Genomic DNA, 16191 nt, shown 5'->3' with positions numbered 1-16191 from the left:
TTTAATACTAATTCAAGATGAGATTATGCTTAATAAACACCCGATGTTTTTGAGGCTTTTTTTAATAGTCCTACTACCTATCGCCATGCTATTCACTTTTGTATGGGGATACTTACAAGAAACCCTGCCTGAAGAAACAGGCACACTGAATGTTGAAGGGTTGAATGCGCAAGTAAAAATTACACGTGACGATTATGGTGTACCGTACATTGAGGCTACCAGTGACCAAGACGTATTTTTCAGCTTAGGTTATATCCATGCAAAGGAGCGCATGTGGCAGTTGGAGATGCAAAAGCGTATGACGCAGGGGCGCTTGAGTGAAGTGCTTGGCAAAGAATATCTGCAAAGGGATATTTGGTTTAGAACGTTAGGGTTAAGTGCCAGCGCTGAAAAAGCAATAGCCTCATTGACCCCTCAAGCCAAAGCGTCGTTAGATTCTTATGTGTCCGGTATCAATGCTTGGATTAATAGCAATCCAAAACTCCCAGCTGAATTTCACATTCTTGATGTGACCCCTAGTTTATGGGTAGCCAAAGACTCAATTGCATGGATCAAGTTGTTTGCACTTAACTTAAGTGGCAACTTTCGAAAAGAGATTTCGACGCTCTTAGCACATCAATTACTAGATGATGAAATGTTAAAGAGCATCATACCTCATGTTGCAAAGACAGAACTGACATTGAGTAAAAGCAGCGTTAATGGGCTGCATGACATTGCGCAATTACAAACTGACATTGAACGGGATTTACGTATAGGACTGGAGTACTCAGGCAGTAATGCTTGGGTGGTAGGCCCGCAGCATACGAAGGGTGCGCACACTATTTTAGCTAATGACCCTCACCTTGGCTTACAAACGCCATCCTTATGGTTTGCTGCGAGCTTAAAGGGAGATACACTTGCAGCAACCGGTATGACCCTGGTTGGATTACCCATTATAGTTTTTGGCAAGAACAATGATATTGCGTGGGGTGGTACCGCAATGATGACCGACAACCAAGACTTATTCATAGAACGTCCACATCACACAAACAAAAGCATCTACCGCTTTGATGAGAAATGGCTAGAGTTTACCACTAGAAAAGAAACCATATCAGTGCGCGCTGACTTTCCACACCATTTACGCAAGCCTATCAAACCAGTTGAGATAGAAGTGAGGGAAAGCCAAAACGGTCCTATTATCAGTGATATATTTCGTGTTTCTGATCAACCGATTGCACTAAAATGGACCGCGCTTGAGGATCAAGACACTACATACAATGCGTTTTTCGCCCTTAACTACGCAACTAATTGGCACGAATATAAAGCTGCACTGAGCGACATGATATCACCCAACCTAAACATGTTTTATGCAGATACCAGTGGAAACATAGGATACCTTGGTGTGGGAGCAATCCCAATGCGCAAAGGAGGTGAAAGCGCTTTACCACAACCAGGCTGGAGCAATCAGCATGAATGGGAAGGTTATGTGCCCGCTGCTGAGTGGCCACAAATATATAACCCAGAAAAGGGCTATATTATTAACGCAAACAACAAGATTGATGTGCCAAATTACCCTTATTACATCTCTCAAGATTGGGCTCCACCTGGCCGAGCTGATCGTATCGAGCAGTTATTAAAAAATAAAATAGTCAGCTCAAATGGTAATTTATCGTTTGAAGATATCGCCAAGATGCAAGCTGACACAATCAATTTGCCAAGTCGTGCAATATTGGAATATCTAAAAGAATTTAAACCGCGTAACGAGCGCCAGCAACAAGCTTTAGATTTTATGGCAAAGTGGAATGCGGACATGAGCAGTGATAGCCAAGCTGCCACTATTTTCATCGTGTGGATGGAGCTGTTACGCGCTGAAATATTTCATGATGAATTAGCGAATAGTTGGGGAAACCCGACCGAAGAGAATTTCTTGAAAGGGCTTGCCAACCAGGTGACATTGGAGCGTTTACACCATGTCCTAGTGTCAGAACAACTAACGTGGTGTGATGATGTGTCTACCAATGCGTTAGAGAATTGCCACGATATGTTATCTAACGCATTAGACGGCACTCTTAAACGCTTGAGTAAACTTAAAGGAAGCGACATGGGTGATTGGCAATGGGGTCATGTGAATAGTGCTTCATACGGCCACTTTCCCTTAAATGAGTCTAAGTTCTTAGAATTGATTTTTAGCAGGCAGATTCCAAATGGCGGCTCTAGTGACTCAATCAATGTTGCCATTTCCCATTTCGAACAGTCTAAGGGGTACCTTCAAACGTTAGGAGCGAGTTTCCGGCAGATTTTCATGCTCAATAAGGCAAACACTGAACACTACTTTATGAACTCGACCGGCCAATCGGGTAATGTGATAAGCCCACATTATGACGATATGCTGTTGAAATTCCGAGATGTAGAATTTACTTCGTTTACTCACAACACATCCCCTGAAAAGACACTTGTGTTGAAAGCTGTAAATAAACAAAAGCAATAATAAAAATAAGCAAAAGGTTACCTCTTGAAACTATTTTCTATTTTCACTAATTATGCGCCGAACAGAGTCTTTTTATCTATGTTATTAGGTGGACTTGCGGGCGCAAGTTATGCGTTACTTATTCCGCTAGTGCTCACTACATTAGAAGCCGAATCGACTTTATTACAATCGGCTGAAAGCGATATTGATATGTTTTTTGGTTTAGAAGTGAGCAACTATCCCATTGCTCAGCTGTTTTTCTGTATCAGCCTATTTATACTCATATCGAGAAGCTTATCCCAAGTCATCCTATCTCGGATCTCAATGGACATTACATCGAACTTACGGCAGAAAGTTTACCAGCGAATTATAAACGCTCCGTTAAATAATGTTGAATCCATTGGTGAGGCGAGGCTTATCGCCACCTTAACAACGGATGTACCACGCATTGTACAAGGGGCTCGGGTGATCCCTGACATACTGATTAGTGGTGTCACTATGATTGGCATGCTCGCCTTTTTACTGTACTTAAGCAACAATGCCTTTGTATTTGTTATTAAATGTATTTTCTTCGGTGCAATTACGTATCAAATACCCGTGCTCATTGGCAAACGATACTTCGACCGCTCTAGAAAGTGTGTAGACAATCTGCAAAAATCCATGCACGGATTGATTTTTGGCATTAAAGAGCTAAAACTGAATAAAGCTAAGCGCGAAGCTTTCCTAAATGAAGAGCTGTTAAAGTGGGAGAAAGATGTCGTCGCTCTAGATAAAAAGGCAAATACCGCACTGAAGCTAGCTGCAAACTATGGAGACTTAATCAGCTTTTTTGTTATCGGTGCGGTGAGTTTTATTTTTATTAATTATCACACAATATCCACTCAGGAGCTGATTGGTGTCATCATGGCATTGCTCTATATTGCAGGCCCAATTGGTCTGCTGTTAAACCTATTACCGCAAATAACCCTAGCGGGTGTGTCAATTAGAAAGGTAGAAAAGTTACTCAAAGATATTCCGCTAGAAAACGCTAACCCTCATGTTCAAGCGCTGGCTAACTGGCACGACATCTCTTTCAAAGGAGTATGTTATGAACATGCTAACAGCAGCTTTGCATTGGGACCTGTTGATTTCTCAATTAAAAAGGGTGAGATCACTTTCATTGTTGGTGGTAATGGCTCTGGCAAGTCAACGCTAAGTAAACTGATTACGCATCATTACCTACCGAGTAATGGCTCAGTTTATTTTGGTGAAACGCAAATTAACTTAGAGAATATGAACTCGGCGCGTCAGTATATTACTGCCATTTACTCAGATTATTTTTTGTTTGAACGCCTATACGGTATTAAAGATAAAGAAGCTGAAGAAAAAGTGAATAACTATCTAAAACTGTTTGACCTTGAAGGTAAAGTCGAATTTAAGAATGGCGTTTTTTCAACACTTTCCTTATCCGATGGGCAAAAGAGAAGATTAGCACTGATAGTGGCCTACCTAGACGATACAGACCTGTATTTATTTGATGAATGGGCTGCAGACCAAGATCCACACTACAAAGATGTATTTTATAAACAGTTATTGCCTGAATTGAAAGAAAAAGGTAAAGCAATTGTAGCCATTACTCACGACGATAGATATTATAGCTATTGTGATCAGTTGATCATCATGGAAGAAGGGAGCATTTCTAAAATAGAAAGAAGTCATAACCTATCTACTAAAAAATACGCATAGATAATAACTATCAACAATGATTATTAAGGTTTTATAGATTTAAATTATGGATCGAATAATAGAAAAGAAAAGTAAGTTCAATTTAAAATATGGCATCATCGCGGCCGTGTCGCTTTGTGCCATATATCTATTTTATGTTGGTGTAAGCGATGCAGCGATTAGCACTTATAAAGTTAAAAAAGAACAAGTCATTATTTCTACTGTTAAACAAGGAGTTTTTGAGGATGTAGTGCCCGTAAGAGGGGAAATCGAGCCTGCCAGTACGGTTTTTCTAGATGCCGTTGCAGGTGGTGTTGTTGAAGAAATCTATGTTGACAACGGTACTATGATAAAAAAAGGTCAACCGATCCTTAAGTTACAAAACTCGGATTTATATTTGAATGTTTCTAGAAACAACACGTCTATTACCGAACAGTTGAATAACTTAAGTAATATCGCCAATAATTTGGAAACAAAAAAATTAGTGACAGAAAAAGAAATCATTGATATTAAATACCGTATCAAAACACTAAAACTCGATAAAAAGCGCTATCAAGTGCTGGCAGACGATGCTTTAGTTTCTGATCATCAATACCAAGCGATATTAGATGAACTTCAATACCGCAAGGACCTACTCGCTAACCTATTTGCCAAGCAAGAACTGGAAGAAACCATTAGGGAAAAAAGGATCGTCCAAATAGAAGATCAGATACGAAAGCTAGAAAGCAATCTAGCAATATCAACAAAGAGCTTGAGTAACCTTTTAATTAAAGCGCCTGTTGCCGGTCATTTAACATCATTTTCGGTTGAAATTGGTGAAAGTAAAAGTAAAGGTGAAAGGCTTGGACAAATAGATGAGATGGGAGCCAGTAAAATAGTTGCCCAGATCGATGAATTCTATATTAACAGAGTAAGAGTAGGTCAGACGGCTTCTTTCAAGCTCAATGGAGAAGAGTATGAGTCGGTCATTGAAAGCATCTACCCGGAAGTAAAGAATGGGATGTTTGAAGTCGATCTAACCATCGTTGGTGGAGCTCCAGAGGGGGTTAGACGTGGTCAAACAATCCAGCTCGCTCTATCTTTAGGCCAAAAAAGTGAGTCATTACTGCTAACAAATGGCGGGTTCCTAAAAACAACTGGCGGGAACTGGGCATTCGTTCTGGATGAATCTGGAGAACACGCAATTAAGCGCGAAATTAGACTTGGCCGCAGAAATACTTCTGTTGTAGAAGTACTAGAAGGTTTAAAAGAGGGCGAGAGAGTCGTCACATCAAACTACGCCTCTATGCAGGATGTAGAACGAGTTACAATCACAAGGTAACGCTTTATCCCCCGAGTTGTATATTTCAATGTCGGGGGAGTTAAGCTGTTTTTTATCATGACCAATCAGATTTTAACCTTCTGATTTAATTTTTTTTCAATACATCATATTAGAAAAATAGTGCTCATTTGAACAAGTTTTCAGTGACCGTGTCATCAATTTGTGACTGTGTTGTTTGAATGTAACGCTCCGTTGTTTTAATAGAAGCATGTCCTAATAACAACGAAATGTGCTTTAAGTCAGCTCCATTCGTGTAGAGCCAGGTCGCATATGAACGGCGTAGAGAATGCGGAGGGGTCGGCTTCACTCCACTAAGCAAACCATATTTTTTACACACATCATAGATAGCATGTCCAGATAGCCCCTGAATATCGGACATTTTGTAGTAAATACGACCACTTTTTGTGAGGCGAATAAATAGCGAGCCTATACCCGTAGGGTGAAGTTTTAGCCAATCATTCAAAGCATGATAGGTCAGGTCGTGCAACTTTACAACTCGCTCTTTGTTTCCTTTTCCGATAAATTTAATCCGTTTATTCTCATGGTCAATATCCTCACACCGTAAGCCTACCACCTCAAAGCGACGTAACCCAGCCCCAACCAAAATATGAATAATGGCTTGATCCCGCACCGTTGTTATCATTGGTTGTTCAAAACTCTCTATTAATCCGAGCAATTGCGTAAAATTTTCCATTGCTAGGATATGATGTTGCTTAATTCTAGAACCTTGGGGCTTTTTGATGCTCTTAATTGATTCATATTGCAATGTCGTAATTTTCTCTAGTAGAAACGTTTCTTTCATCACACTTTTAATGACCGAACAATACAGCGACACGGTATCGGGCGAGAGGTTTTTCATTTTCCAAATGTAAAGCATTTGATTTATATCATTTTTATTAATTTTTGCCCAATCAATATTATAGATTGATTCAAACCCAATGCTTTTACATATGGCCATCAACACTCTACGTGCTGTGGCTTTTGAAGTATCACTACTTAACCCGTTTATGTATGCGTACATAGGGCAATCGTCATCTTGGACTATCAAATCAGTCATGACTACTTGCTGCTGAACAGCCAACTGACTACCTGATGTTTTTGATGCTGAAATTTTCAACAAATGTGATAACCGGTCACGCATAATAAAACTCCACAGAAAATGAGCGAGATGAACCGACAGGTGCGCTTAGCAAAAACAATGTGAAGGAGTAACGCGCAAACTAATACCCAAACTAAATATAACGGGAAGTTAAAACAATTACCACCATAAATGTTTATTTATGGTGGTAATTGTTTTATGTTAAATTCAAGATTATTTCACGTTACAAACATTATATTACTCATAATAACGCTAGTTTTCACGTCAAGCATATGTCAGCGTCATCTAAACCACACCTAGCCGATGAAGGGATATCCGCGCACATTTCCTCGAAATGTTCATTCTGAATGGTAGAACTAAATTTTACTAACTCACTTTCACATTAGTGAAAATATAAAAAATCGCCATTGAATGAGGGTATTTGTATTGGAATCCACACTAACAGTCAACTTAACATAAGATATATTATCGGATATTTTGGTGTAGCTGCACAGTAATGTTCTTCCTCCTTCACTGATAGGATACAAAAGAAGTAACAATCGGTAATACATTATGGGCCTAATGATGGCCACGCCCTTACATTTCTCTTTGCGGTAACTTCCTTGTATTATCCCGTCGCTCGACTTAAGCATATTATGGCTATAACAACTACCATTGGTCTCTAAACCCTTTACCTATTATTGACTGGTGATAAAGCTGACTTTATTAACTCCTTCAACCATTTGTAAAGCAAATTGACCCGCTGTTGGTGCATTCAATCTATCAAGATGTGCAAGTAAAGTTACATCTATTACTCTGTCTGTTGTGCTATTCAGTCTAAAAGGCACACCCTTCTTATGGGAGCCATCATTTCTCCTGTTGATGTTTTAACTTGCTTTTCATAACCCCCTTCTTTGACCTCGTCGCAAAAATGCATGGCTTCAGGCTGAAGATACATTCTATTAGTTGTTTAATTGTACGAGTCAAAGTACGCAATCATGCTTCTTCGATAAAGGAGTTAGTGAGAGAATAATAACAGCACGCTATATGCTTTATAATACTCTTAATGACACTACGTAATAGTTAAATATTGTCCGGTTGCCGGTATTAGCTACTCCCAGAAAAGGTAAAATCTCACCACAATGCGGTGGATATACTTAAAGCTGATGTAAAATCGCACATGAGCTTAAGACGATAAAAGCGAGAAGGTGTGAAATATCTTAGCAACATGCTGAGCAGTGGCAATGGCTCTTATCTGGCTTATCGGTGATTGCCGATAAGCCGCTCAGTTATGATTCTAACGTATGATCATAACAGCGGTTTTAGAACACCAAAAAATTTAAGCTAGGTGAAGCAGTCCATTACACGTTAAGGCAGTGGCCGAAGCTCATTCGCTACCTAGATGATAGACAACAATCGAGCCGAGCGCGCCATCAAACCGCTCTCAATAGGCCGTAAGAACTGGCACCACAAGCGGCGTCTAGAGTAGCACAATCCTCTAAAGCCTAATCGAAACAGCCAGAGAAAACGGCCTGACGCCATTCGACTACGTGATGCACTGCCTCAACGAACTGGCCGATATTGACGGCTTACAGCCCTGGAAGGTTAATCTCTAGGTGTGATTCGCTGCACGCTTACTGAGGTATAATGAAAAATGTATATATCAAAAGGTGTGTGTACTTTTAGCTATTAATTCATTGAAATGAAAAAGCCAAAAGTACCGAAAGATTAATTGCTCTGTGTTAGCTATCTAACACTTGACGTAGACTAAGTGGTCGCATATCCACCCAATTTTCTTTGATGTATGCGAGACACTCCGTTTCAGTGCCATTGATTCCAGCCTTTTTCCAGCCTATTGGCAATTCTTTATGTGCAGGCCATATAGAGTATTGCTGTTCAGAATTAATAACTACATCAAACATTTATGCTTCCCCTAACTGTAAATCTTCAGAATGTAGCGCTTCACTATAGCCTAAACTTGCTTCAGCGAAACAAATTTTCAATGCAGCGACTAGTTCCTCTATCATTTCTTTGGTATGCCTTGCGGTTGCCACTAACCTAAGCCGCTCAGTTCCCCAAGGAACTGTAGGGAAGTTAACTGCCACGGCATATATACCAAACTCACTCAACAAACGCTTGCTAATTGCGTTACATAATTTACTATTGCCGACAATCACAGGGACAATGTGCGTATCCGATGGCATGACACGCAAGTTTTCTTCGTTCAATCGCTGTGTAAGAAACGCAGCATTACTAAGCAACCTTTCTCGCTCTTCATTACTACTTCTTATATGCCTAATGCTAGCTAATGCGGCAGCACACACTGATGGCGGTAATGAACTTGTAAAAATCAAACCGTATCCGAAGCTTCGAATACTATCAACAAGTGTTTTAGAGCCAGTCAAATAGCCACCAAAAGCACCAATTCCCTTTGATAAACTACCAATGATTAAATCGGGTTGATATTGTGACTCAATATCATTGGCTATACCACGTCCACCTTCACCAAAAATTCCGATTGCATGAACTTCATTTAAGATGGTCAAAGCGCCATACTTCTTTGCACAAATTAGCAGTTCTCGTACAGGGGCTATATCACCTTCCATTGAATAGATGGATTCAAAAATAACTATCTTTGGTCGCTCATGTTCAACAGCGCTTAATTTAAGCTCTAAGTCAGAGACATCATTGTGCTTATAAATCACTTTATCAGAGCGAGATGCTCTAACACCTTCAATGATTGATGCATGATTCAGCTCATCTGAGAAAATAATACAATCTTCAAAGCGACTACCTAATACTGATACTGCTACCTGATTTGCCAGATAACCAGAATTCAAAACAAGTGCAGAGTCACGTTGGTGAAAGTCGGCCAGCTCTTTTTCTAACTCAACATGCTGATAGCAAGTACCACTTAGATTCCTCGACCCGCCAGAGCTTACACCTGCTTTCTTCACAGTTTCTATTGCAGCGGATACAACTTTAGGGTGATGACCCATACCCAAATAATCTAAACTACAGCATACCATGACATTCTCTGGGATATGTTCTTGAGCAGTTATCGCGTGTGGAAAGTGGTCAGACTCTTTGCTCAATTCAATAAAGTGTCTATAGTTTGAGTTCTGCTTTAACTCTTCCAACTGGTGCTTTAGTGACTCGTCATAAAACGACATATTCAACGTCTCCTTACCTTATTTACCAATCGTATTTCTCACCTATTAAATCAAAAAGTTTTTCATTGATAGGTTGAAAGAAATTTCTTAACTTTTCCTCAACTTCCGGGTCCAGGTTTGCTTTTCTTCCAGCGTTTTTAATTGACACTACCTGAGGTATATATTCAGGTAATTCCAACACTTGATATATGTCATTAACGACTTTGAGGGGATCTTCGAAGAAATCAGAAGAATTAATAAACATGATATTTTCACGACCAAAAGTTTCGATAAGCTTGACCACAAAAGGGAGGTAATTACTATGCTGTAAATAACCTCCACCTACGCCACTTATCTGTACTGTTTGTGTATTGGCGTGATTTAACATGCCCTGCATTTCCAATTCAATCAAAGTGGAGAAGTTCGGAACATGTTCAAAAAGAGGGTCTTGGAAAAACCTATGAGATATTTCCTGATCCCAACGCCAGTGGGCAAATGCCCTATCCACAGGATCACGCAACATCACGAATACTTTCATATTCTTATTCAAAGATTTGAGCAAGTAGGGCAACAACATATGCGGCATTGAGGGTGTACAATAACCAGTAATTGCCTTCCCATACTTATCTTCTATTTTACGTTGTTGTGAAACTGTGGGAAGTTGCGCCTCAACGAGGCGCTTGCTAAACAGTCCACCTATTTTCACTTCCTTTGTCAGTGGTAGAGCGACACAAGGGTGCTGAATAATATATTCAGATAGTGAAGTTGTACCACTTCTGACAGCACCTAATAGAGAGAAGTTGGCCTGCATTCTCTCCTGTTTAGATGCTGCTCGAAGCTTCAAGCGCCACTTTGGTGGAGCCAAAAAGTAGAAAGGTAAAAACTGTCTTCTTAGGGAATACCAAGTTCTAACCGTTTTATTTTTGGCAGTAAGCATCGCTTGATCGATAACAACACCTTGCTCTATTGCTTTGATTTTTTTTGTATCAGGGTTCAGCATGTCTGTTTAGCCTTAGCTATTTGCATCTATAAGTGTTTGAACGTCATAGCTGGGCTTGTTCTCGCAACTTTCAAAGTATGATAGCTAACGGTCAACCAACAAAATATCAATGAACCTACACCAACGAGGAAGAAAACGGGCAAACTTATATCAATTCTATAAGCAAAATTATTAAGCCAGTCACGTATTACAATATAAACAAGAGGCCAAGCCAAAACATTGGCCAGCATGAGCGGTTTACTTAGGTCCCACACCAGCAGCCTGATCAAGTCAAAAGAAGTAGCGCCAACAACCTTACGCATACTGATCTCTTTGTTTCTATTTTTAGTGCTAAACGCAGCCATACCAAATGAGCCAACAGCAGCGATACCGATGGCAATAAGTGACAGAGCCGCCATCAATTGACCATTTCTTTCCCACTGTATAAATGCTCTATCAATGTCATCATCTAAGAAAGAGCGAACGATAGGGTACTGAGGAATGATTTGGTTCCATGTATTGTCTATGTAACTCAATACATCAGACAATTCACCACCATTAATTTTCACTGAAGCATAATTCACCGCACCTGTGCTAATAATAAACACATACGGGTTAATGGCGCCGTGCCCAGTCAGTATGTGGAAGTCCTCAACAACACCAACTACACGAATATCAAAGCCCCATTTCTTATCTGATGAAATCAGTCTTTTGCCTAACGCATCTTCAGCATCATTCCAACCAAACTTTCTCACGGCAGTCTCATTTAAAATAGCACTATAAGTTGCTTTACCTGACGTTGATTGATTTGACCCAACTTCATCAGACCCATACTCTTTCGAGAACATTCGTCCAGCTACCAAGTCAACATCATACGTCTGGAAAAATCCAAAATCCGTTGCCATACGATTCAAACTAATCCCGTTTTCAGAGGGCGTACCTTCAGCATGAAATGCACCCACTCTATCAAACTCTCTACCTGGTACCGTAATTGAGCCTGATACATGCTCGATATTAGGGTGTTTTACCAACTCTTTTTGCAGCACCGAATAGTTAGGTTTAATATCAGTCCAACCAATATTTTTCAGTACCACAACATTTTCATCTGAGAAGCCCAAATCCATGTTTTTGATGTGATTCATCTGTTGATAAATAAAGTAAGTACCTATGGTAATAGCGATTGCAACAATGAATTGGAACAGTAATAAAAGCATGCGCATGCTAAAAGAGCCTTGTCCATAACCCATACTCCCTTTGAAAATATCAACTGGCTTATAGCTAGACATCACAGCAGCAGGGTAAGCACCAGCCATAAAGCCTGCGACCAATACCAGCAGTAGCAATCCGATTAAAAATTGCGCTTCAAAGAGCACCGTGAAGGACAAGCTTTTACCTGTTATCTGGTTAAACCAAGGTAGTAAAAGGTCACAAAAGAACAGAGCTAAAATGGTCGCGCCAATAACCAGTAAATATGATTCAACCATAAATTGGTTAAACAACTGTATTCTTGTGCCCCCTAAAGCTTTACGTATACCCGTTTCTCGATCTCGCTCTGCACCTTTCGCAGTAGCAAGATTAATAGTGTTAATACAGGCCATTAGCAACACAAGAGCACTAACAACACCTAGCACATGGATAGTATTAAAACCGCCCAATTCATTATCTCTTAAGTGAATCTCAGAAACTGGCATCAAACCGATCTCAATAGTGCCCTGAATGCGTTCTGGAACATTCTTATTAGCCAATTCTGTTAATTGTACATGCCAAGGTTCAGGGTTCTGCCCTTGCGCTAGTGCCACGTAAGTGAAAACAGTTGGAAAGTTCCAGTTTCTCAATATCCGCTCATCATACATACGCGGTAGCGAGTCAATACTCGCCAACATACCCAAATTTAGGTGAGTATTATCTGGCGCATCTTGAACAACCCCTGTCACTTGAAGTTTGTGCTTTCCATCCAGCGTTATTATTTTATCTAGGGCACTTTCTTGGCCAAAATACTTTTTGGCTGTTGATTCGGTTAACACGACTTTATATGGTGTGTTTAACGCATTCTCACGTGAACCTTGAATAAAGTTGAGATCGAAAACTTCAAAGAAACTCGGATCTATAAATGAAACGTCCTGATAGAATCGGTTTACATTGTAAGCAGCAAGAAACTGCATTGGCTGTAAACGAGCAATCGCCACACTACCTTGCATATTAACTTCTGCTAACGGCGTTAAAGGGGCAAAACTGCGTGAGTATTGAATATTGTCAGCCCCACCATTGCGTCTAACAGTCGTTTCAACACGATAGATATTGTCACCCTGCTTCCAAAATGCATCGTAGCTAACTTCATCCAAAATGTAGAGTAGGGTCATTAAGAAGCAAAGTAGACCTACACCCAATCCTAACAAATTGACCGAGGTAAAAAGTTTATCGGACTTGAGGCGACGTAATGCGATTATCAAGTAATTATAAAACATCTTATTAGCAAGCCTCTTTTGTGTTCATTTCACAGCTAGCATGCTCTACGATTTTGCCATCAAGCAACGATACGGTTCTAGTTGCATAACCCGAATGCTCTTCAGAGTGTGTCACCATTATTAATGTCGTACCTCGACGATTTAAGTCTTGTAATAGCTCCATAACTTCTCGACCTAGCTTACTATCTAAATTACCAGTTGGCTCATCCGCTACCACAAGTTTAGGGTTGCTCACCAAAGCGCGCGCAATGGCAACACGTTGTTGCTGACCGCCAGAGAGCTTTTTAGGATAATGGTTAACTCTATGATCTATTGAAACTTTCTTAAGAATATCCAGTACACGTTCCTTTCGTTCTTTCACAGAAAAACCGTGATAAAGCAATGCTAACTCAACGTTTTCAAAAACTGTCAACTCGCCGATTAGATTAAATTCTTGGAAAATAAAACCAACATTATGCTTGCGGATAACTGATAACTCTTTTTCCTTCATATTGGTAACGTCTTGACCAAAAAAGTTATAAATACCAGAGGTTGGATTATCCAGCAGGCCTAATATATTCAACAGGGTAGATTTACCACAACCTGAAGGACCCATGATGGCCAAGAACTCACCTTGTTCAACCGTCAAATCAATATTGTCTAGCGCGACAGTTTCAATATCTTCTGTTTGATAGCTTTTAACCATGCTCTCTATGTTTATCATTGTTTTTCCTGCAAATTCTCTAATAAAAACTTTTAAACGGGCAATGTCATTCCTTCGCCCGCTAACGAATATATTAAGTCAGTCAAGGTTTTGAAATTAATTTATAACTAACTGATCAACATCAGTAAAATCTGAGTATGATGAAACAATTATTCTTTCACCTAATTCAATCCCTTCCAACACAACTATCTTTTTGTTGTTACGTTTACCCAGTTTTACAGGCCTTTTTGTGGCAGTATTCCCATTGGGATCCACAACAAATACCCAATCCCCACCGGTGTCTTGGAAAAAGCCACCGTTATCTATCATGACAGCTTGTTGTGGTTCACTTAAGATCAGCTCTAGATTGATATTTTGGCCACGAACAAAGTGCTCAGGGGCGGTATCAACAAAATCCAGATCTACTTGGAACTGTCCATCGTTGATCTCTGAATATACCTTTTTAACAGTCAATTTCTTTTGCACACCATCTGCGACAAAATAAGCCGTCTGCCCCTTTTCTACGCGAGATAAATAAAATGAGTCTACAAAAGCAGAGACTTTGTACCCATCCATCACATCAATCTGTCCGAGTCTATCTCCGACCTTTTTTAGTTCACCAATTTCTATAGGTAAAGAGGTGATCTGTCCTGCGATAGGAGCCTTAACAACCAATTGCTCTAGGCTTTCACGAATGACTTCTAAATGACTGTTGAGGCGTTTTTCGCTTTCTGCCAGCTGAGAAAATTTACGAATACGAATTTCCTCATCTTGTGTTTCAGCTTCACGGTTCAGCTCCAACGACTTAATTAGCTGGTCATACTTATCGAGCAAATTAAGGTAATGATTTTCTGCAATATAGCCCTTTTCCATCAGAGGCTTAGTTCGTTCTATTTCACGTTTCTTGAGCTTTACATCCAGTTCAATGTTGTTGAGCTTTCGATGAATGTCTAGGCGGTTTTGTTCAAGAGATAAACGTGTATTCGCATTAATATCAAGCTGCTCACTTATTCGGGCTTCTTGAGAAAACACTTGTAGTTCAAAAGATGTATTCTTGAATTTTAAGATCGGCTGTCCGGCACCTACCATGGTGCCTTCCTCGATCAAAATTTCATCAATAACGCCACCTTGTACTGTGTCTAAAAAAACAGACTTAACTGGCGCAACTAATCCATAAATTGGTAACGATTCTGTAAACTGCCCTTGAGAGGCTTGAGCATAACTAATTCTTGATGAATCCACTTTAAAGGAACTAACAGAGGTATTTGCTATTTTCACATAGCCCCATATACCAACTAACAACACTGCCGCTGATATTAATAGTTTCTTTTTTGGTTTTTTAGTTAAAATTTTTCTGTCCATACAACTCAAATCCAGTCAATTTCGGGTTACGTAATAAAAAATAAAGCCGACTATAAATAAACACTAAAACAATTGGTACTTCGCATTAGAAATACTTAGCAAGCTTTTAGGTAGGTCGAACGTATCAAATTCGCAAACGGAATCAACACTTACAAAAAATATGGGGGAATTTCGAGCACACAACACAGGAGTTATGTTATATTGAAACCCACATTACAGCTTTTGCATCAAATTCTTTGGCGTAGTTTAAGCATCATTCCATAAAGCTTAACCCATTGTAAATAGTTGAAATTTTCCTTAATCTATCAAATCTGGCAAGATAAAAAAACACTAAAATGCAACTTTTTTCACAAGTTAGATACCTAGTTAACTGAATCATACCACAAAGCTTTAATAAAAACAGTGTATCCCTTATATCATATAACACGTATTCAATTCCTTTCATAACAACTCAAGATCAAATACTTAGAGAATCTTGAGTTTCGTATAGCCGCTTGAATAATAGCAATTAAAATATTTAACATTCCAAATTAAACCACTCTTGATCACAAAGCTGTTTTACCCGGTCAATATGGTGTTGTTTCCTAAATTATTGCACTCCTTTTGCTTGGTGCGACAAGGTCATTAAATACCTTAAGCCATGATTTAAAATGATGAAGAAAATTAAGAATTGGTCACAGTATAATCGTGCTTTAGTTCAACGCGGTAATATCAATATTTGGCTAAGTGATAGCGACGTCTCAGACAAAATATCGAAAAACACGGTGGTCGTAGTCGTTCAAATCACTATTCTTTCTCTGTCGTTTCTGATATCAGCTTAAAATACTATTGAATTATACGTATTAGATAATATATTTACTTTAATTAGGACGTTTTGATCTTTGCTGTGTGTTTTGCAGCAGTCATTCAGGTATTTTTCCAAGGCAGAAACTGCGTCGCATAGATATTCTATGTCAGTCAGGTGATAACGTAAAAAAAAGATGACTTTATTTGTAACTCCAC

General features: G+C 39.5%; 11 protein-coding genes and 1 pseudogene. 4 read left to right on the top strand and 8 right to left on the bottom strand.

Features of this window, described 5'->3' with window-relative positions:
* Positions 1-25 precede the first annotated feature (25 nt).
* The 3 genes from J8L98_RS10955 to J8L98_RS10945 are packed head-to-tail and all read left to right on the top strand — an operon-like array spanning position 26 to position 5471.
* On the top strand, positions 26-2467 hold the full coding sequence (locus J8L98_RS10955) for a penicillin acylase family protein (protein WP_210996439.1): 2442 nt from the start codon (positions 26-28) through the stop codon (positions 2465-2467).
* A gap of 24 nt (positions 2468-2491) precedes the next feature.
* On the top strand, positions 2492-4171 hold the full coding sequence (locus tag J8L98_RS10950; RefSeq protein WP_210996438.1) for a cyclic peptide export ABC transporter: 1680 nt from the start codon (positions 2492-2494) through the stop codon (positions 4169-4171).
* Positions 4172-4217: 46 nt separating this feature from the next.
* The gene (locus tag J8L98_RS10945) at positions 4218-5471 is read left to right on the top strand and encodes an efflux RND transporter periplasmic adaptor subunit (RefSeq protein ID WP_210996437.1); all 1254 of its coding nucleotides are present in this window, start codon (positions 4218-4220) and stop codon (positions 5469-5471) included.
* A gap of 124 nt (positions 5472-5595) precedes the next feature.
* Here J8L98_RS10945 and J8L98_RS10940 read toward each other — a convergent pair whose 3' ends face one another.
* On the bottom strand, positions 5596-6612 hold the full coding sequence (locus J8L98_RS10940) for a site-specific integrase (protein ID WP_210996436.1): 1017 nt from the start codon (positions 6610-6612) through the stop codon (positions 5596-5598).
* A 635-nt stretch (positions 6613-7247) separates the two neighbouring features.
* Positions 7248-7397 carry a hypothetical protein gene (locus J8L98_RS10935; protein ID WP_210996435.1) on the bottom strand — a complete coding sequence of 50 codons (150 nt, stop codon included), beginning with the start codon at positions 7395-7397 and terminating at the stop codon, positions 7248-7250.
* Between the two features lie 496 nt (positions 7398-7893).
* Between J8L98_RS10935 and J8L98_RS24850 the strand changes: the two are divergent.
* Positions 7894-8165 (top strand): annotated as a pseudogene (locus tag J8L98_RS24850) (transposase); the annotation flags it as partial.
* A gap of 126 nt (positions 8166-8291) precedes the next feature.
* Here the strand turns inward: J8L98_RS24850 and J8L98_RS10920 are convergent.
* The 6 genes from J8L98_RS10920 to J8L98_RS10895 all read right to left on the bottom strand — a co-directional run bounded on the left by J8L98_RS10920 (position 8292) and on the right by J8L98_RS10895 (position 15189).
* Entirely contained in the window at positions 8292-8471 is a 180-nt protein-coding gene (locus J8L98_RS10920; RefSeq protein WP_210996434.1) for an MbtH family NRPS accessory protein, read from the bottom strand.
* Positions 8472-9722 (bottom strand): 5-aminolevulinate synthase, encoded by a 1251-nt coding sequence (gene hemA, locus J8L98_RS10915; RefSeq protein WP_210996433.1) that lies wholly within the window; start codon positions 9720-9722, stop codon positions 8472-8474.
* 22 nt (positions 9723-9744) lie between these two features.
* Complete coding sequence (locus J8L98_RS10910; RefSeq protein WP_210996432.1) at positions 9745-10701, bottom strand: sulfotransferase domain-containing protein; 957 nt, start codon at positions 10699-10701, stop codon at positions 9745-9747.
* Positions 10702-10727: 26 nt separating this feature from the next.
* The gene (locus J8L98_RS10905; protein WP_210996431.1) at positions 10728-13145 is read right to left on the bottom strand and encodes an ABC transporter permease; all 2418 of its coding nucleotides are present in this window, start codon (positions 13143-13145) and stop codon (positions 10728-10730) included.
* Between the two features lie 4 nt (positions 13146-13149).
* Positions 13150-13848, bottom strand: coding sequence for an ABC transporter ATP-binding protein (locus J8L98_RS10900; protein WP_210996430.1), 699 nt, complete (start codon positions 13846-13848; stop codon positions 13150-13152).
* 96 nt (positions 13849-13944) lie between these two features.
* On the bottom strand, positions 13945-15189 hold the full coding sequence (locus tag J8L98_RS10895) for an HlyD family efflux transporter periplasmic adaptor subunit (RefSeq protein WP_210996429.1): 1245 nt from the start codon (positions 15187-15189) through the stop codon (positions 13945-13947).
* Positions 15190-16191: the final 1002 nt, after the last annotated feature.

The organism is Pseudoalteromonas sp. MMG013 (genome assembly GCF_018100885.1).
Lineage (GTDB): Bacteria > Pseudomonadota > Gammaproteobacteria > Enterobacterales > Alteromonadaceae > Pseudoalteromonas > Pseudoalteromonas aurantia.
This window is presented reverse-complemented; position numbering and strand designations above follow the sequence as displayed.